This is a genomic window from Embleya sp. NPDC055664 (genome assembly GCF_053618075.1).
Map to the genome: position 1 here is coordinate 355,633 of NZ_JBSHGZ010000005.1, position 17,676 is coordinate 373,308.

Genomic DNA, 17,676 nt, shown 5'->3' on the forward strand with positions numbered 1-17,676 from the left:
CGCCGGAGCGGATTCGCGTGTACCGCCGCACCCGCGCCCCGCCGCCGCCCGCACGTCGGGGCCGGGGGACAACGACCGGGGCCCGGCCCCCGCTTGGCGGGAAGGCCGGGCCCCGGTCATGGATCCGACAGGATCGGGCGCGTTATGTGCCGCGATGTGTCGTGCAGTCCGTGGTGTGGACCGTTTCAAGCAGAGGAGCAGAGGAGCGCATGGCTCCCGGTTCAGGCGGTGACGCGGACCATGTCGGCCTGCGGCCCCTTCTGCCCCTGCGAGATCTCGAACTCGACTCGCTGCCCCTCCTCGAGCGTCCGGTACCCGTCCATCTGGATCGCGCTGTAGTGGACGAAAACGTCCGCCCCACCGTCGACCGCGATGAAGCCGTACCCCTTCTCCGCGTTGAACCACTTGACGGCGCCCTGAGCCATTCCTAACTCCCCTGTTACTGGCCCTTTCACGGATACTGCACGCCGCAGCTCCGGGTTCGTATCCAGAAGGACCCGGCCCTCTGCTACGACCGCGGCTGAATGTATCCGGACGGATGCCCGGAGCAACAGGTCAATCGGACGAGAATTCCCGAGCGAATAAAGCTCGCATTCTTCGCGAGTCTTAGAAAAAGCCGTATTTCAATCCACCAGGAAAACGACTTTCCGCACATATCGGATGTGATCCCGACCACGGGTTTACCGACGCGCCGCCGCCAAAGACGGGAAATGGAGCCGGTTAAACCCGGGTTACGCACAACCTTCGGCAGGAACGAAGAAATCCGCCGCGCGGTGCTCGCGCGGCGGATTTCCCGGTTCCGTTTCGTGCCCGATCGAGGAAGATCGGGACGCTCGGCCTATCGCGTCAGCAACCCCCGGCGACCGCCGGGATGATCGAAACGGTGCCCTTGTCGGGGATCGCCGTGGCGAGCCCGTCGGCGAAGCGCACGTCCTCGTCCTCCACGTACAGATTCACAAAGCGACGCAGCTTGCCCTCGTCGTCGAGGATGCGCGCGCGAATTCCGGTGTGGTCCTTTTCCAGCGAGTCCAGGACCTCGGCGAGCGTGGTGCCCTCGGCGGACACCTCCGCCGCCCCGCCCGTGTAGGTGCGCAGGATGGTCGGGATGCGAACGGAGACGCTCATGCGAGGCCGGCCTTTCGGAAGGAGTCCAGGGTGGGTCGAATGGTCGCGGTGGGTCCGGTCGTCGGCGTGACCGCGTCCAACGTCTTGAGGCCGTCGCCCGTGTTGAGCACGACCGTCTCGGCGTCCGGGTCCAGCGCGCCGGACTCGAGCAGCTTGCGCAGGCAGCCCACGGTGACCCCGCCCGCGGTCTCTCCGAAGATGCCCTCGGTACGCGCGAGCAGTTTCATCGCTTCGACCACCTCGACGTCGTTCACGTCCTCCACCGCGCCGCCCGTGCGCTTGCACACGTCGAGCACGTAGGGGCCGTCGGCGGGGTTGCCGATCGCGAGCGACTTGGCGATCGTGTCCGGCCGCACCGGGCGGATCACGTCGTGCCCGGCCTTCCACGCGGCGGCCACCGGGGAGCACCCCGTCGCCTGGGCGCCGAAGATCTTGTACGGCGCGTCCTCGACCAGACCCAGCGCGATCAACTCGCGAAAGCCCTTGTCGATCTTGGTCAGCTGCGACCCCGACGCGATGGGAATGACGATCTGCTCCGGCAGTTTCCAGCCGAGTTGTTCCGCGATCTCGTAGGCCAGCGTCTTGGAACCCTCGCCGTAGTAGGGCCGCAGGTTGACGTTGACGAAGCCCCAGCTCTCGCCGGCCGGGTCGCCGATCAGCTCCGAACAGAATCGGTTGACCTCGTCGTAGGTCCCCTCGATGGCGACCAGCTCGCCGCCGTAGACCGCCGCCGTGACGACCTTGCCGGCCTCCAGGTCGGACGGGATGAACACACAGCTGCGCAGACCCACCCGGGCGGCGGCGGCACCCACCGCGCCGGCCAGGTTGCCGGTGGACGAGCAGGACAGCGTGGTGAAGCCGAAGGTGCGCGCGGCCTCGACCGCGATCGCCACCACGCGGTCCTTGAAGGAGTGCGTCGGGTTCCCGGAGTCGTCCTTGACGTGCAGGTTGCGCACGCCCAGCTCGCGGCCCAGGTTCTCGGCCCGCACGAGCTTGGTGAAGCCGGGGTTCAGGCTGGGCCGGGACGCGACGTCTGCGGACACCGGCAGCAGCGGCGCGTAGCGCCAGATGTTGTGCGGCCCGGCCTCGATCCGCTCCCGCGTCACGGTGCCGAACTCGTAGGCGACCTCCAGGGGGCCGAAACAGGACTCGCAGGCGTACTTCGGGCCGAGCTCCGTGCGCTCTCCGCACTCGCGACACGACAGCGCGACGGCCGGACCGAAGGAGGTGGGGATGGCGCTGGTGGTGCGGGTGGCGGTGGGTGTCGCCATGGCGAGGGCCTTTCTGTCCTCATCTTTACCCGTGGGGTCCCACGGGCCGGACTTGGCACCTGTCCGACTCGTCGGCCGCTCGCTCGCGCCGAAAGCGCGTCACGAGGAATGACGATCGGATGGTTGCCGGGGCTTCAACGGGCCGTTCCCTCTGCCCCTCTGGATGAGCTGCTATGGCGGTGGACACACCCTTCGCCGGGTGGCCGGTCCGCGTTTGTCCGGTCCGACGTGCGATCGTCGTAACCGGTGACGACGACTGTAACCGAACCGGTGCCGCGTCGATCATCCGGTCCACCTCGCGAGACGATAAAGGGTGGAACGACCGAGGCCGGAACACCGGCGACGACAGGGGATCTTCGAACGTGACGCACGAGGTGGGCGACTGGCTCCGACGGCGGTCCTCCGCCGCCGCCGACTGGCCCGTCGACAGGCTTCTCGACGCCAAACGCGACACCCGGGTCAGCGTCGTCCTGCCCGCGTTGAACGAGGCGGCGACCGTCGGCGACATCGTCAAGGTGATCCGGACCGAGCTGGTCGAGCGGGTACCGCTGGTGAACGAGCTGGTGGTGGTCGACTCCGGCTCCACGGACGACACCGCGCGGGTGGCCGCCGACGCGGGCGCGCGGGTGGTGCACCGCGACGACATCCTGCCCGCGCTCCCGGCCGTGCGCGGCAAGGGCGAGGTGTTGTGGCGCTCGCTCCTGGTCACCGACGGCGACATCGTCGCGTTCGTGGACGCCGACCTGAAGGACTTCTCGGCGGACTTCGTCACCGGGATCCTCGGCCCGCTGCTCACCGACCCCTCGGTCCAGCTGGTCAAGGCCATGTACGACCGGCCGCTGGAGATCGGCGACACGATCGTGCCCGCCGGCGGCGGCCGGGTCACCGAATTGGTCGCCCGCCCCCTGCTCAACCTGCACTGGCCCGAACTGGCCGGCTTCGTGCAGCCGCTCGGCGGCGAATACGCGGCCCGCCGCACACTGCTCGAACAACTGCCCTTCCCGTGCGGCTACGGCATCGAGACCGCGATGCTCGTGGACGCCCTGCGCCTGGTCGGCCTGGACGCGATGGCCCAGGTGGACGTCGGTGTGCGGCGGCACAACCACCAGGACGAGGCGGGCCTGGGGCGGATGGCGGCGGAGATACTCCAGGCCGTCGAGCGCCGACTGCGCCGCGGCCCCGCCGGCGCGCACCCGGCCGCGCCGAACACCGTGCTGACCCAGTTCGAACGGGACGAGGCGGGCTTTCGCGTACGCACCCACGACATCGCCGCCCGGGAGCGACCGCCGATGGCCACGGTGCCCGAGTACCGGGCACGAACCCGCCTGGTCGGGCGCTGACCCCCGGCCCGGGGGTTTTCCCGGCGTTCGGCCCGGGTTTCCCCGGCATTCGGCCCAGGTTTCCGCCTCGGTGGCCCGGGGTCCGCCGATGCCCGAGAGGCACAATCCGACTACGTGTGGTAGTGGTCGATGGGCGTGATACTCGCCACACCGTTCGAACCGAGGGCACGGTCGGCCCGGGTTTGCGCACCGGGATGCGTGGCTAGGGTCGGGGCATGAGTGCTCCCCCTCCCGCCACCCCCTCTCCCGCCGGGGTGCTGGTCGCCTCCAACCGCGGTCCCGTCTCCTTCTCCCTGGAGGACGACGGCACGCTCACGGTGCGGCGCGGCGGCGGCGGACTGGTGTCCGGCCTGTCCACCGCCGGGCAGGGCACCGGCGCCGTGTGGGTCTGCTCCGCGCTCGGCGAGCCCGACCGCACCGCGACCCGCGCCGCGCCCTCGGGCCGGCTGGATCTCGCCGGTCACGACACCGGCGGGCTGGCCGTGCGGATGCTCGACATCGACCCCGGCACCTTCGCGCGGGCGTACAACGCCATAGCGAACTCGACCCTGTGGTTCGTCCACCACCTGCTCTACGACACCCCCTCCAAGCCGGTCTTCGACGCGCGCTTCCGCAAGGAGTGGGCCTCCTACGAGGCGTACAACCAGGCGTTCGCCGAGGCCCTGGCGGAGGAGGCGGCCGAGGGCGCGAAGGTGGTCGTACAGGACTACCACCTGACCCTGGTGCCGGTACTGCTCCGCCGACTGCGTCCCGACCTGCGGATCGGCCACTTCGCACACACCCCCTGGGCGCCGCCGGACTACTTCCGGCTGCTGCCCGACGACATCGCCCGCTACGTGCTCGAAGGGGTGCTCGGCGCGGACCACGCCGGATTCCATTCCCGGCGCTGGGCGCTGGCGTTCCTGGACTGCTGCGCCGACGTGCTGGGCGCCGAGGTGGACCGGGACGCGATGACCGTCAAGCACGCGGGCCACGTGACCGAGATCGGCGTACACGCGCTGGGCGCCGACGCCGAGTTCCTGCGCGAGCGCGCGTCCCGGGCCGACGTGGACACCCGCCTCGCCGGGCTGCGCGAGGCGGTCGGCGACCGTCGGGTGATCGTCCGGGTGGACCGTACGGAGTTGTCCAAGAACATCGTCCGGGGCCTGCTGGCCTACCGCGAACTGCTGCGCACCCGACCGGAATGGCTCGGCCGGGTGGTGCACGTGGCGTTCGCCTATCCGTCGCGGCACGACCTGCCGGAGTACCGCGAGTACACCGCCGCGGTGCAGCGGGTGGCCAAGGAGATCGACGACGAGTTCGGCACCGACGACTGGCAGCCGCTGATCCTGCACGTCAACGACGACTTCCCGCGCTCGCTCGCGGCGTATCGGCTGGCCGACGTCGCGCTGGTGAATCCGATCCGGGACGGGATGAACCTGGTCGCCAAGGAGGTGCCGGTGGTCTCCCTCCTGGACGAGGGACACGGGGGTTGCGCGCTGGTGCTCTCGCGCGAGGCGGGCGCGTGCGAGGAGTTGGGCGAGGACGCGATCGTGGTCAACCCGTTCGATGTCTCGCAGACCACCGAGGCGCTGCACGAGGCGCTGACGATGGACACCACCGACCGGCTCCAGCGCACCAAGCGGCTGGCCGCGGCGGCGGTGGCGCTCAACCCGCAGCAGTGGTTCTTGGAGCAACTGGACGCGTTGGACGTCTGACCGGGTGGGTGACCGGGCCGCCGTATGCCTGTCGAACCGCGCGGTTCGGCAGGCATATGGCGGTGGGCTCGGTGCTCGGGGTTCGATGCTCAGGCCGCGGTCGGCGCGGCGGCGCGGCGTCGGCGCGCGGTCACCACCGCGACCGTGCCGGCGGCGACCAGGGCCGCGCCGACGGTGCCCGCGGCGGCGAGGCCGGCCGGGCCGGTGAGCGCCAGGTTGCCGCCACCGGACGTGCCGCCCGAGCCGCCGGTGGATCCCGCGGCCCCGCCGGCTCCGCCCGAGGTGCCGGCCGACGTGCTGCCCATGCTCGCCGAACCGGTGGTGCCTGCGCCGGTGGTGCCCGCGCTCGTCCCGGCGGTCGTGGTCGAGCCGTCCTTGAAGGCGACCTTCACGAAGGCGTCCTGGCTGCGGTCGGGGGAGCCGTGCGCGGCCATGGTCAGCACGTAGCACGCGGTCTTGAGGCAGTCGACGTCCTTGCCCGCGCCGTTCTTGTACGCGGCCTTGACGTCGGTGAGCGTGACCGAGAACGTGCCGTCCGGGTCGACCCCGTCCGCGCCGTATGCCTTGATCCACTTCGAGGCGCCGTAGTTGCCCGCGTTGGTGGTCCAGTCGGCCTCCTTCGGGCCGAACACCACGTAGATCCCGTTACCGCTGCCGGCCGCGTAGCCGGAGCCCTTGACGGTGATCGAGGCGCCCGCCGGGTCCAGGCCGGTGCTCGGAGTCACGGTCAGCTTCACCCCACCGGCGGCCCGAGGGGCCGCGGCCGGTGCGGCCTGTGCCGCCGTGGCCGCGCGCAACGATCGGGGTGCCGCGGCGGTCGGCGCGGGCGCGGCGAAAGTCAGCCCGACCCTCGCGGTGGCCCCGCCCTCGGCCCCGACCCGGACCTCGAACGCCGGGGCGTCCGGGGCGAATCCGGTGCCGACCACGAGCGGGGTCGCGACGAAGCCGTTGCCGTCGGCGGTGAGCACGCGGCTGGCCTTGGAGTCGACGGTGTCGCCGCCGTACAGCGCGACGGTGACCTTCGCGCCGGGGGCGAAGCCGCGAGCGGTCACGGTGATCTCGTCGCCGCCCGGGGCCAGTTCGGCGCCGCGCGAGACGGTCGCGGTGGGGGCGGCCGACGGGGTGGTGGTCGATGGCGTCGAGGTCGACGGGGCCGCGCCGACGGCCGGCGCGGCCAGGATGCCGGCGGCGGTCAGGCCGACGGCGGCGGCTGCGGTGAGCATGCGCCGAGCGGGCGGAGTGTGCGGGGTGAACATGGCGGCTCCTGAAGGGATTTCGGGCAACGCGATGGCGGGTCGTCAGCCGGTCGGGTCGGCGGTGGCTTCGGTGCGGGTGTCGGCGGGGTTGCCGGCCTCGGCGGCGGCGCGTCCGCGGCGCCGGACGACCCGAACGATCCGGCCGATCAGCGCGCCGAGCAGCAGCACGATCGCGCCGAGGAGCAACCACGGCGGCGCCCATATGGCGGTCGACTTGCCGGCCGCGGTCGCCGGATCACCCGTCACCTTCACGTCGGCGGTGAGGCGCCCGGCCGGGACGACGCCGGCGAAGCGCTGGACCACCTCGTGCGTGGCCCCGGGCAACAACTCGGGCAGCGTGGTGTGCTTGGGGCCGCCGAGTCGCCGGCCGCCGAGGCCGGAGATCGTGGTCTGCGCCCGGGCGGTGGTCCGTACGTTGCCGGTGTTGCGGACCCGGTAGCGCACCACCGCCTCGGCGCCGCCGAACATCGCGAGCGGGTTGTCGTAGGACAGTCGCAGGTCCTCGATCGCCAGCCCCGGCAGCGCGGGACCGTCCACGCGCAGGTACACCCGGGCGCCGACCCGCCGGTCCACGTCGAACCGCTGCTCGCCGGGCCCGGTCGCGGCGGCCTTGATCGAGGCGACGATGGCGCCGGTGTGATCGCCGGGCGTGGCGCCCACCGGGACGGTCAGCCGGAAGGGGATGTCCGCGCGCTTGCCCGGCGCGATCGTGTACGACTCGGCGTCGAAACCGATCCACGAGCCGACGTCCCGGGGCTGCTCGGCGCCGGTCAGCAGGGTCATCCCGCCGTCCACGGCGAGCACCGCGTCGGTGGCGTAGACCCGCAGGGTCAGCGGCTCGGCGCCGAAGTTGGACACGCCGACCACGTCGACCAGGGTCTGGCCCGGGGCGGCGGTGAGCACGAAGTGGTCCCGGCTGCCTGCTGGTTGCACGCCCCAGGTGAACTCGTCGGCGGCTCGGGCGGGGGTGGCCGGGAGGAGGACGAGCGCGACGAGGGCGACGAGGGCGATCAGGACGGCGGAGAGGGCACGAAGCGGTGGGGCGAGCGGGGCGGCGGGCATTGCGGGGCTCCCGGGGCGGCTTTGCTGCGGGGTGGGTGGCACGGTGGGTCGAGTGGTCGGAGTCGGATGTGTGGTGAGCGGATCCGCGCACCGGCAGCGGAGCCGCAACCCACTGCGCAACCGGTGGAGCACAGCGGAGCCGGAATTCGGTAGGCGCCGCGCAGCGGCAACGCCCCCCTCCCGCGCGCCGACGGAGCGAAGCGGAGGAGAAGCCACTTCACAACTGCGCCGACGGTTCGTGGACTCATCAAGGGCTCGGACGGAGGGTTTTAGGTAACCGGAGTCGGGACGTGAGCAGGTCGGGTAACCGGAGTCGCGACACGAGCAAAGGGCGAAGCCAGAGTCGTGTCCGCAGCGTTGCTTCTTTTTGGGCGCTTCGCGCCGGCTCGCGAGGGGCCGCTTTTTTCTCTCCCCCGCTTCGCTCCGGGTCACCCAGCCCGAGTTCTGCGGCTCCGCCGCTCTCCGCGCTGCGCGCGTCCCTTGCCGTGATGGCCCGCGGGGCCAGGTCGGGTCGGGGACGAGGCTCGTGGAACCGCAGCCTTCGAGGTGAACGCAACGGGTGGAGCGGGTGGGTAACCGGCCAATCCGGGCCGCGATGGGTCGCGGGGCCCCGTCGGGTCGGGGACGGGGCCTGTAGAACCGCAGCCTTCGGGGTGAACGCAACGGGTGGAGCGGGTGGGTGAAACCGGCCCGGGACGGGCGGCGCCGAGGGCGTTGGGGCCCGCCCGGGCCGGGGTGGTCAGATGAGCGTGAGCGTGAGTGTGCCCGTGTACGTGCCGGGGACGGTGGTGCCGGGGACGCCGAGTTCGAGGGTGCCACCGCATTCGAAGGAGCCCGCACCGGCGCCGGCCGCCGACGCGCACAACGTGCGTGCCCGGCCGAGACCCGTGCCCGGGTCGGCCGGAGCGCCCGGGGTCACCGAGGCGGTGGCGCCGCCGGTGGGGAGCGTGCCGGTGACCGACTTGGCGGTGGGGGTCCAGCCGAGGTTGTCGCCGACGATTCGGCCGCCGGCCGAGGTCAGGTCACTGGCCTGGCCGGTGAGCGTCCATCCGGCGTTGGTGCCGCGCGCGTCGGAGACGGTGAGCGGGTTGAGTGCGCCGCCGGTGAAGGTGTCCTTGCCGTTGAGGGTGACGCCCGGGAGCGCGACGTCGGTGCCGCCGACGCCCAGGGTCAGCGGGCCGCCCCGCACGTCGGTGGTGATCACCTGGTAGCCGGTGCCGGGGCCCGGGTTGGTCGGGGCCTTGAACGCGACCGGGACGAAGGTGTCCTGGCTGCGGTCCGGCGAGCCGTGGGCGGCGAAGGCCACGACGTGGCAGGTGGTGACGGCACAGTCGTACTCGACGCCGTCCTTGTTCCGGTACTTGGCCTTCATGCCGTCGAGCGTCAGCGAGAAGCTGCCGTCGGCGTTCAGCTTGGCCTGGCCCGGCGAGTTGCCCGGGGTGGTGCGCACCCACTTGGTCGCCTGGTACGGCGCGGGGTTGGTGTTCCAGTCGCTGCCCTTGGGGCCGAACGCGACGTAGACGCCGTTGCCGCCGTCGCGGACCGGGTCGAAACCGGTGCCGGTGACGGTGAAGTTCTGGCCGTCGGGGTTCGCGCCCGCGGCCGGGGTCACCGTGAGCTTGGGCGCCGGCGGCGGGGTGGTGTTCTTGAACGCGACCGGCGTGAAGGTGTCCTGGCTGCGGTCGGTCATGCTCGCGCCGTGCGCGGCGAAGGTGACGACGCGGCACTCCTGCTTGAGGCAGTCCACCTCCTTGCCGTTGCCGTCGGTGTACTTCGCCTTGACGTCGAGCGTGGTGGTGAAGGCGCCGTCGGCGCTCATCTTGCTGCCGGCGACCCACGCCTGGGCGCCGTACGCGCTCGCGTTGGTGTAGTAGTCGTCGATCTTCGGGCCGAACAGGACGTAGACCCCGTTGCCGGAGTTGCGGGTCTTGTCGAAACCGGTGCCGGTCACGGTGATCGTCGCGCCGTCGGGATCGATGTCGACGGCGGGCGACACGCTCACCGCCGGGGTTGTGGCGGCCCGCGCGGGCGAGGCGAGGCTCACGCCGGCCACGGCCAGGGCGCCGGTCGCGCCGATCGCTCCCCAGCGGATCAGGCGGCTCGCGGGCCTGTGCCGCGTTCCGTTGGTCATCCTTGGCTCCTCATCTGGCAGTGTGCACAGGGCGGCGCCCGGACCTATTAGCGGTAGGTCCGGGCGCCGCCCTGTGCAGATGAGGTAAGGCTAACCTAATTAATGGAATCGTAAAGAGCGGAAATCCCGCTCCCGGCGGCGGAGTACATCACACCGGGGGCGGGTCGCGACACGGGCCCGTCCCCGCGTCTACGTGGTGAGTCGGCGCCGGTTCAGCCGCCACAGCAGGTACAACGACGCGGCGATCGCGGCGACCCGGACCATCGCCGGTACCAACTCGCCGAACCGGTCCCAGGCCTCGTCCCGGGTCAGATCGGTGCCCAGGTGCCCGGTGGCCCGCAGCCACATCCCGATGGCGAAGGCGAGCGCCGTCGTGCCGGGGATGTAGAACGCGGCGAACCGCCGTTCCTTGAGCGACCACGCGGCCGCGGTGAAGACCACGAGCAGGCCGAGCACCACCACCACGGTCGAGGCGACGATCGCCCCGACCGTCATCAGCGCGATCGCGAACACCTCGCGCAGTTGGGTGCGCAGCGCGCCCGGGCCGCCGAACACACCCATGACCGGGGTGGGTTCGGTCAGCGAGGCGTCGTCCCAGCCGGCCGAGGGGTCCGAGGCCACGCCGATCGGATACGCCGGCGCGTGCAGCGAGCCGTCGCCGTACATGTCGGGGGTCGGCCGCTCCGGCATGTCGCCCTCCGGGGGCGAACGCCACCACAGCGGCTCCTCCTCCGGATCCGCGGGCGCGGCGGGCTTGGTCGTCGTGCCGCCACCGCCACCGCCACCGGCCGCGGTCTCGGCGAGTGTGGGCGGACCACCCTCGGGCGAGACCCGGGGCGCGGGCGGCGTGGGCGGGGAAGGCGCGGGCGCGGGCGCCGCCGGCGGCGGCCGAGACGGATCCCGTATGGCCGGAATCGGCGTGGCGTCGGCGCGGAAGCCCATCTGGCGGGCCACCGTCGCATGCCGCGACCCCCGCATCGACATCGCGCCGACCCCGTCGTCGGCGCCGCTGTCGCGCAGGTCGCCGAGCCGGTACAACTCCTGGCCGACCACCGCTTCCGGCGTGCCGAGCCGATCGAGGATGGCCTGTACCGCGCCGGGGTTGTGCGCGTTCAGCCGCTCGCGCTCACTGTTGATCTGGCTGCGCAGCCGCTCCACGAGCCGGGCCCGGTCGGCGGGGCGGAGTTTGCGCTGGGCCGCGTCACCGACCTCGCCCAGGTATTGCAGAACCAGATGATCGCTCTCGAAGTTCACGCCCCCACCTCACCCCCGCCGAAGGTTCGTCTGCGTCGGTGCCGCGCCCGCCGCGTCATGCGTCGGTAAAGCGACAACTCAGCGTAGGGGTGCGGGCGTAGCGGAGCGAGAGGTTGGCGGAAATGGTGATCGTAAGGGTGCGCGCCGCGGCTTTCGCGGCTCGATCCGGGCCCGTGATCGGGGTCGCGGTCGGCGTCCGCGCCCCGGGTCCGGGAGCCCGTACCACCCATGGTCCGCGGTCGTGCCGGACCGGGTGCCGGTCGGGCGTTCGGGCCGCGCGAGCGGGGTTCGCGCAGGCGCCCGCGACCGGCTCCGGCGGCCCGATCCGGGGCGCTCGCGCGCCGACCGGGCACTCGGATTCCGGGAGCGGTGATCGCCGGCGGGCGGACCGTCTAACGTTGATGGGATGACCACAGCTGCGTCGCCCACCCGTGCCGAGGCGGATCGGGCCGCCGAGTCCGGCCCCCGGACGCTCGCCGAGGATCTGCGCGGACGCACCGACGCGGACCTCGGCGCGTTGTTGCGCGCCCGGCCGGACCTGACCACCCCGGTCCCGGTGGACCTGACCCAGCTCGCCACCCGGGCCACCACCCGGGCCTCGATCGCGCGCGCCCTGGAGCGCCTGGACCGGTTCACCCTCCAGGTCGTCGACGCCGCGGTGGTGCTGTCCGACGGCTTCGCCGTGTCCCGGCTGCACACGCTGATCGGCACCGCCCCGGACGAGGTCGGGCGGGCCGTGGCCGCGCTGCGCGAGCAGGCCCTGCTGTGGGGGCCCGACAACGCGCTGCGGGTGGTGCGTACGGTGCGCGACCTGGTCGGCGCGAGCCCGGCGGGCCTGGGCCCGACGCTGGCCGGCGCGCTCGCCGCGACGGCGCCGTCCCGGCTTCAGGACGTGCTCGCCGACCTCGGTCTGGGCTCCACCCACGACGCGGTCTCCGCGATCGCCGCGATCACCGACCTGTGCACCGACCGGGCGCGCCTGGACGCGCTGCTCGGCCAGGCCCCGGAGGCCGCCCGCGAGGTGTTGGACAAGCTGGTCTGGGGTCCGCCCACGGGCAGTGTGCGCGGCGCCGACCGGCCGGTGCGCGCCGACGCGGCCCGCACCCCTGTGGAGTGGCTGCTCGCCCGGGCCCTGCTCGTGCCCGCCGGGCCGGACGCGGTGGTGCTGCCCCGCGAGGTCGCGCTGCATCTGCGCGGCGGCCGGGTGCACCGGACGCCGCTGCCCACACCCCCCGAGCTGCCGGTGCGCGCATACGATCCACAGGCTGTGGACGACCTGGCGGCCGGCTCCGCGTTCACCGCGGTGCGGCGGGTCGAGGACCTGCTCGAAGCATGGAGCGCCGGCGGCCCGCCCGTGCTGCGCGCCGGCGGCCTGGGCATGCGCGACTTCAAGCGCGCGGCGGTACAGCTGGACGTGCCCGAGGCCGAGGTCGCGCTGTGGCTGGAGGTGGCCTACGCGATGGGCCTGGTCGCGGGCGACGGCGAACCGGACGAGCAGTGGCTGCCCACCCCCGCGTACGACACCTGGCGGCGCACCCCGGTGGGAACCCGGTGGGCCGCGCTGGCCGGCACCTGGCTGGAGACCACCCGGGTGCCCGCCCTGGTCGGTACCCGCGACGACAAGGACCGCCCGGTCGGCGCGCTGGGCACCCAGGTCGACCGGACCGCCGCGCCCGAGGTGCGCCGCCGGATCCTGGCCACGCTTGCCGCACTGCCCCCGGGCGCGGCCACCGACGCCGACTCGCTGCTCGCCCACCTGACCTGGCACCAGCCGATCCGGGCCGCGCGCCTGCCCGAGGCGCTGTTCCGGGCCATGCTCGTGGAAGCCGAACTGCTCGGGATCACCGGCCGCGGCGCGTTCGCCGACTACGCCCGCCCGCTCGTCGAGGGCCGGGTCTACGAGGCCGGCGACGCGCTGACCCCGCTGCTCCCGGAGCCGCTGGACCACGTCCTGCTCCAGGCCGACCTGACCGCCGTGGCCCCGGGCCCGCTGGTGATGGACCTCGCGCACGAGTTGCACCTGGCCGCCGACGTGGAATCCACCGGCGGGGCGACCGTGTACCGCTTCACCGAGGAGTCGGTGCGCCGCGCGCTCGACGCCGGCCGCACCGCGACCGACCTGCACCACCTGCTCGCCACCCACTCGCGCACTCCCGTGCCGCAACCGCTGAGCTACCTCGTGGACGACGTCGCCCGCCGGCACGGCCGGATCCGGGTCGGCACCGCCGCCGCCTTCCTGCGCTGCGACGACGACGCGCTGCTCGGCGAACTGCTCGCCGATCGCCGCGCCGCCGGGCTGCGCCTGCGTCGTCTGGCCCCCACGGTGCTCGCGGCCGAGTCCGCGCCCGACACGGTCCTGGAGAAGTTGCGCGCGATGGGCCTGGCCCCGGTCGCCGAATCGGCCACCGGCGACCTGGTACTGACCCGCCCGGACACCAGACGCACCCCACCCCGTTCGGCCCCGCCCCGCGTCGCGGGCGAACCGCCGACCCCGACGGAGGCCCTGCTGGTCGCGGCGGTGACCGCGATCCGCGCGGGCGACTCCGCCGCCACCAGCCGCGCCGACACCACCCCCGAACGCGACGGCGAACCGGTCGAACTCCCGCGCACCTCCGCCGCCGAAACCCTTCTGGCGCTCCAGGCCGCGCACGCCGACCGCCGCGCGGTGTGGATCGGCCACGTCACCCGCGAGGGCCGGGCCACCCAGCACATCGTGATCCCGCTACGCCTGGAGGGTGGCTACGTCACCGCCCACGAACAGGCCACCGGCGAAATCCACACCTACCCGCTGCACCGCATCACCGGCGTCGCCGAGGTGGCCTGAGCCGGACGGCCCCAAGGCCCCCAAGGCCCCCGTCCGGTCCTCACATCTCCCGCCGCCCGATGCGCCACACCGCGAGCCACACGCACAGCCCGGAGATCAGCAGCGCCATCACAAGGCTGTTCGTGTACTCGCCGGCGGAGTGTCCGCGCAGCAGTTCGATCGGGGCGGTGCTCAACTCGGTGGGCTGCCAGGACCGCAGCGGCCGCCACAGCGACGCGAGCGGCATCAGGATGACGACGACCAGCCCCGCGCCGAAGATCGCCACCGGCCGGCGCAGCAGCGCGGCCATCCCGGCGACCACGCTGACCTGTACGACCGTGCCCATCAGCCCGTAGAACGCCCCGTAGAGCACGGAGCGCGCGGACAACGAACCGAACATCCAGTGCACCTGCGCCCACGCGATCAACATGCCCAGCACGTAGGCGATCGCCACCGCCGTCAGGGTCACCGTGTAGCGGGGCAGCACCAGATCGCGCGCGTGGTGCATGCGGGTGCGATGGAACGCGGCCAGGCCCGCTCGATGGTCCACCGCGAGCGCGCTGGCCATCAGCGCCAGACCGACCAGGAGCCCGACCTGGGCGGTGCCGTACACGTACACCGCCATCCCGCTGTCGGCCCGCATCCCGGTCGCCGGCGGCACGCCTTCGATCCGCAGCGCCTCCAGGATCTGGTCGCGGTGCCGGGCGAACACCGGGCCGACCAGCCCCACGCCCGGATAGGCCACCAGGAGCAACAACCACCGCCGGGTACGGGTCAACCGCAGCCACTCCAGCCGCCACAACCCCAGCCGGCGCGGCCCGCGCGGGACCCGGTCGGGCGCGGCCACCACCGCCGGCACCGTCGGCGCCGACGACGCGGGCGCCTGGACGGCCCCCGAGCGCGTCATCGCGGACCTCCGGTGATGGACAGGAATGCCGCCTCCAGGTCCGACTCCTCGGGCGCGACCGACACCACCCGCGCCGAGCAGCGACTGAGCACCTCGGCCAGATGCCGCTCGCCCGCCTCCAGCGAACGCGCCTCCACCCGGAACAGCCCCGGTCGCATCGACGATACGCGCGCCACCCAGTTCTCCGCCGCGAACGCGCGCAGCAGGTCGGTTCCCCCGCCGCGCACCCGCACCAGCCAACTCGGTCGCATGTGCGTGTCCACGAGTTCGGCGGTCGAGCCCTGATACAGCAGCCGACCCGCGCGCACCACGCCGACGTGATCGCACACCCGCTGTACATCGGCCAGGATGTGACTGGAGAAGACCACCGTGGTGTGCTCGCGCAAACTCGCCACCAGGTCCAGCACATCGGCTCGACCCCGCGGGTCCAGGGCCGAGGTGGGCTCGTCCAGGATCAGCAGTTGGGGGTCCGCGACCAGGGCCGCGGCCAGTCCCAGGCGCAACGTCATGCCGCGCGAGAGCGAGCCGGCCTTACGATCGCCGCAACCGGACAGGCCGGTGCGGTGCAGCGCGACCTTCACCTTCTCCCGGGGCAACCGTCGATCGACGAGGTTTCCGGCCAACTCGACCACCTCGGACGCGGTCAACCACGGTTCGAACTCGGGCACATCCGTCGACACCGCGACCCGGCGCCGATCGACACCGAACACCACCTCGCCCGAGTCGGCCCGCCGGGTGCCGCCCATGATCGACAACAGCGTGGTCTTGCCCGCGCCGTTGGGTCCCACCAGGCCGTACACGCAGCCGCGCGGCACCGTCAGATCGATCCCGAAGATCCCGGTGCCACCGCCGTAATCCCTGGTCAGGGCGCGCGTGAGCACGGCGGGACCAGTCGGTTCGCCGGCGTGCTCGGGGGTCTCGACGGCGGTGCGACCGGGACGGGGAGCCCGATCGTCGGAGGCCGACGACATTGGTTGCGCCATCAAGTATCCAGGGTAGGTAGGCCGGCCGGTTTGTGTGTTCCTCCGTAAGGATGGGTCTCGCGCTCCTCCCTGGGCAGTACGGGCCCCGAACCCTGCTCCCGACGGGGACGAGGGTCGTTCGGAACACGCGCACACCGCGAATGGTTGACACTTGTTGGTCCCGTCCCCTCCACCCGCGGAAAGGTTGGCCCGTGCCCGACGGCCCCCTGATCGTCCAGTCCGACAAGACCCTGCTTCTCGAAGTCGGGCACGAGACCGCCGCCGAGTGCCGCCGGGCCATCGCGCCGTTCGCCGAGCTGGAGCGCGCCCCCGAGCACGTGCACACCTACCGACTGACCCCGCTGGGCCTGTGGAACGCGCGCGCCGCGGGCCACGACGCCGAGCAGGTCGTGGACGTACTGCTGCGGCACTCGCGCTACCCCGTGCCCAACGCGCTCCTGGTGGACGTCGCCGACACGATGGGCCGCTACGGGCGCCTGCAGCTGTCCAGGCACCCCACCCACGGCCTGGTGCTGACCACCACCGACCGGGCGGTGTTGGAGGAGGTGCTGCGCAGCAAGAAGATGGCGCCGCTGGTCGGGGTCCGGGTCGACCCGGACACCGTGATCGTGCACCCCTCCGAGCGCGGCCAGATCAAGCAGGTGCTGCTCAAGCTCGGCTGGCCCGCCGAGGACTTCGCGGGTTACGTGGACGGCGAGGCGCACCCGATCGAGCTGGCCGAGAACGGCTGGAGCCTGCGCGCCTACCAGCAGGAGGCGGTCGAGGGCTTTTGGCACGGCGGCTCGGGCGTGGTGGTGCTGCCGTGCGGCGCGGGCAAGACGCTGGTCGGCGCGGCGGCGATGGCGACCGCGAAGGCGACCACGCTGATCCTGGTGACCAACACGGTTTCGGCCCGCCAGTGGAAGTCCGAGCTGGTCAAGCGCACCTCGCTGACCGAGGACGAGATCGGCGAGTACAGCGGTACCCGCAAGGAGATCCGGCCGGTGACCATCGCCACCTACCAGGTGGTGACCACGCGGCGAAAGGGCGTGTATCCGCACCTGGAGCTGTTCGACTCCAGGGACTGGGGTCTGATCGTCTACGACGAGGTCCACCTGCTGCCCGCCCCCATCTTCCGGTTCACCGCCGACCTGCAGGCCCGGCGCCGGCTCGGTCTGACCGCGACGCTGGTGCGCGAGGACGGCCGCGAGGGCGACGTGTTCTCGCTGATCGGTCCCAAGCGCTACGACGCGCCGTGGAAGGAGATCGAGAACCAGGGATACATCGCGCCGGCCGACTGCGTCGAGGTCCGGGTGACCCTGACCGAGACGGAACGCCTGGCGTACGCGACCGCCGAGCCCGAGGAGCGCTACCGGTTCTGCGCGACCACCGCGAGCAAGACCCGCGTGGTCAAGGACCTGGTCGAGCGGCACCGCGGCGAGCAGACCCTGGTGATCGGCCAGTACATCGACCAACTCGACGAGCTGGGCGAGGTGTTGGACGCGCCGGTGATCAAGGGCGAGACCACCAACAAGGAACGCGAGCGGTTGTTCGACGCGTTTCGCACCGGCGCCGTGCAGGCGCTCGTGGTCAGCAAGGTGGCGAACTTCTCGATCGACCTGCCCGACGCCACGGTGGCGATCCAGGTGTCCGGGTCGTTCGGCTCGCGGCAGGAGGAGGCCCAGCGACTCGGTCGGGTGTTGCGGCCCAAGGCCGACGGCCGGGGCGCGCGGTTCTACTCGGTGGTCGCCCGGGACACCATCGACCAGGACTTCGCGGCGCACCGGCAACGGTTCCTCGCCGAACAGGGCTACGCGTACCGGATCGTCGACTCCGACGACGTGGACACCCAGATGTAGCGGACGACG

General features: G+C 72.4%; 13 protein-coding genes and 1 riboswitch. Of the genes, 4 read left to right on the top strand and 9 right to left on the bottom strand.

Annotated features, from left to right (window positions below):
- Positions 1-221: 221 nt before the first annotated feature.
- The 3 genes from ACWGR4_RS11805 to thrC form a co-directional block, all read right to left on the bottom strand.
- Positions 222-425, bottom strand: coding sequence for a cold-shock protein (locus tag ACWGR4_RS11805; protein ID WP_020557826.1), 204 nt, complete (start codon positions 423-425; stop codon positions 222-224).
- 421 nt (positions 426-846) lie between these two features.
- A complete protein-coding gene (locus tag ACWGR4_RS11810; RefSeq protein WP_452133832.1) occupies positions 847-1,125 on the bottom strand; it encodes a MoaD/ThiS family protein in 279 nt (92 codons plus the stop codon).
- Positions 1,122-2,396 carry a threonine synthase gene (gene thrC / locus ACWGR4_RS11815; RefSeq protein ID WP_379999340.1) on the bottom strand — a complete coding sequence of 425 codons (1,275 nt, stop codon included), beginning with the start codon at positions 2,394-2,396 and terminating at the stop codon, positions 1,122-1,124. Before thrC ends, ACWGR4_RS11810 begins: the two co-directional genes overlap by 4 nt.
- 16 nt (positions 2,397-2,412) lie before the next feature.
- Positions 2,413-2,566, bottom strand: a riboswitch (SAM riboswitch).
- Positions 2,567-2,758: 192 nt separating this feature from the next.
- Here thrC and ACWGR4_RS11820 point away from each other — a divergent pair.
- Together ACWGR4_RS11820 and ACWGR4_RS11825 are read left to right on the top strand one after the other, a co-directional pair.
- Positions 2,759-3,736, top strand: coding sequence for a glucosyl-3-phosphoglycerate synthase (locus tag ACWGR4_RS11820; RefSeq protein WP_452133831.1), 978 nt, complete (start codon positions 2,759-2,761; stop codon positions 3,734-3,736).
- Between the two features lie 215 nt (positions 3,737-3,951).
- Positions 3,952-5,433, top strand: coding sequence for an alpha,alpha-trehalose-phosphate synthase (UDP-forming) (locus ACWGR4_RS11825; RefSeq protein WP_452133830.1), 1,482 nt, complete (start codon positions 3,952-3,954; stop codon positions 5,431-5,433).
- 89 nt (positions 5,434-5,522) lie between these two features.
- Here the strand turns inward: ACWGR4_RS11825 and ACWGR4_RS11830 are convergent, their stop codons facing one another.
- The 4 genes from ACWGR4_RS11830 to ACWGR4_RS11845 form a co-directional block, all read right to left on the bottom strand.
- Positions 5,523-6,689: a hypothetical protein gene (locus ACWGR4_RS11830; RefSeq protein WP_452133829.1), complete on the bottom strand. Its 1,167-nt coding sequence runs from the start codon at positions 6,687-6,689 to the stop codon at positions 5,523-5,525.
- Between the two features lie 42 nt (positions 6,690-6,731).
- Entirely contained in the window at positions 6,732-7,751 is a 1,020-nt protein-coding gene (locus ACWGR4_RS11835; protein ID WP_452133828.1) for a hypothetical protein, read from the bottom strand.
- Between the two features lie 739 nt (positions 7,752-8,490).
- Positions 8,491-9,882, bottom strand: coding sequence for a hypothetical protein (locus ACWGR4_RS11840; protein WP_452133827.1), 1,392 nt, complete (start codon positions 9,880-9,882; stop codon positions 8,491-8,493).
- 189 nt (positions 9,883-10,071) lie between these two features.
- Positions 10,072-11,136 (bottom strand): hypothetical protein, encoded by a 1,065-nt coding sequence (locus ACWGR4_RS11845; RefSeq protein WP_452132282.1) that lies wholly within the window; start codon positions 11,134-11,136, stop codon positions 10,072-10,074.
- A 406-nt stretch (positions 11,137-11,542) separates the two neighbouring features.
- Here ACWGR4_RS11845 and ACWGR4_RS11850 point away from each other — a divergent pair, with 406 nt between their 5' ends.
- The gene (locus ACWGR4_RS11850; RefSeq protein ID WP_452132283.1) at positions 11,543-13,960 is read left to right on the top strand and encodes a helicase-associated domain-containing protein; all 2,418 of its coding nucleotides are present in this window, start codon (positions 11,543-11,545) and stop codon (positions 13,958-13,960) included.
- Between the two features lie 40 nt (positions 13,961-14,000).
- On the opposite strand, the gene ACWGR4_RS11855 is transcribed toward ACWGR4_RS11850, so the two are convergent.
- Together ACWGR4_RS11855 and ACWGR4_RS11860 are read right to left on the bottom strand one after the other, a co-directional pair.
- Positions 14,001-14,846, bottom strand: a complete 846-nt coding sequence (locus tag ACWGR4_RS11855) for a hypothetical protein (RefSeq protein WP_452132284.1) — start codon at positions 14,844-14,846, stop codon at positions 14,001-14,003.
- A complete protein-coding gene (locus tag ACWGR4_RS11860; protein WP_379999360.1) occupies positions 14,843-15,727 on the bottom strand; it encodes an ABC transporter ATP-binding protein in 885 nt (294 codons plus the stop codon). Before ACWGR4_RS11860 ends, ACWGR4_RS11855 begins: the two co-directional genes overlap by 4 nt.
- Before the next feature lie 293 nt (positions 15,728-16,020).
- Here ACWGR4_RS11860 and ACWGR4_RS11865 point away from each other — a divergent pair, with 293 nt between their 5' ends.
- The gene (locus ACWGR4_RS11865) at positions 16,021-17,667 is read left to right on the top strand and encodes a DNA repair helicase XPB (protein WP_452132285.1); all 1,647 of its coding nucleotides are present in this window, start codon (positions 16,021-16,023) and stop codon (positions 17,665-17,667) included.
- Positions 17,668-17,676: the final 9 nt, after the last annotated feature.

What these genes read in the sequence shown, in the direction of transcription:
- ACWGR4_RS11805 (WP_020557826.1), bottom strand. Translation starts at nt 425, where the DNA reads ATGGCTCAGGGCGCCGTCAAGTGGTTCAACGCGGAGAAGGGGTACGGC.
- ACWGR4_RS11810 (WP_452133832.1), bottom strand. Translation starts at nt 1,125, where the DNA reads ATGAGCGTCTCCGTTCGCATCCCGACCATCCTGCGCACCTACACGGGC.
- thrC (WP_379999340.1), bottom strand. Translation starts at nt 2,396, where the DNA reads ATGGCGACACCCACCGCCACCCGCACCACCAGCGCCATCCCCACCTCC.
- ACWGR4_RS11825 (WP_452133830.1), top strand. Translation starts at nt 3,952, where the DNA reads ATGAGTGCTCCCCCTCCCGCCACCCCCTCTCCCGCCGGGGTGCTGGTC.
- ACWGR4_RS11830 (WP_452133829.1), bottom strand. Translation starts at nt 6,689, where the DNA reads ATGTTCACCCCGCACACTCCGCCCGCTCGGCGCATGCTCACCGCAGCC.
- ACWGR4_RS11835 (WP_452133828.1), bottom strand. Translation starts at nt 7,751, where the DNA reads ATGCCCGCCGCCCCGCTCGCCCCACCGCTTCGTGCCCTCTCCGCCGTC.
- ACWGR4_RS11840 (WP_452133827.1), bottom strand. Translation starts at nt 9,882, where the DNA reads ATGACCAACGGAACGCGGCACAGGCCCGCGAGCCGCCTGATCCGCTGG.
- ACWGR4_RS11850 (WP_452132283.1), top strand. Translation starts at nt 11,543, where the DNA reads ATGACCACAGCTGCGTCGCCCACCCGTGCCGAGGCGGATCGGGCCGCC.
- ACWGR4_RS11855 (WP_452132284.1), bottom strand. Translation starts at nt 14,846, where the DNA reads ATGACGCGCTCGGGGGCCGTCCAGGCGCCCGCGTCGTCGGCGCCGACG.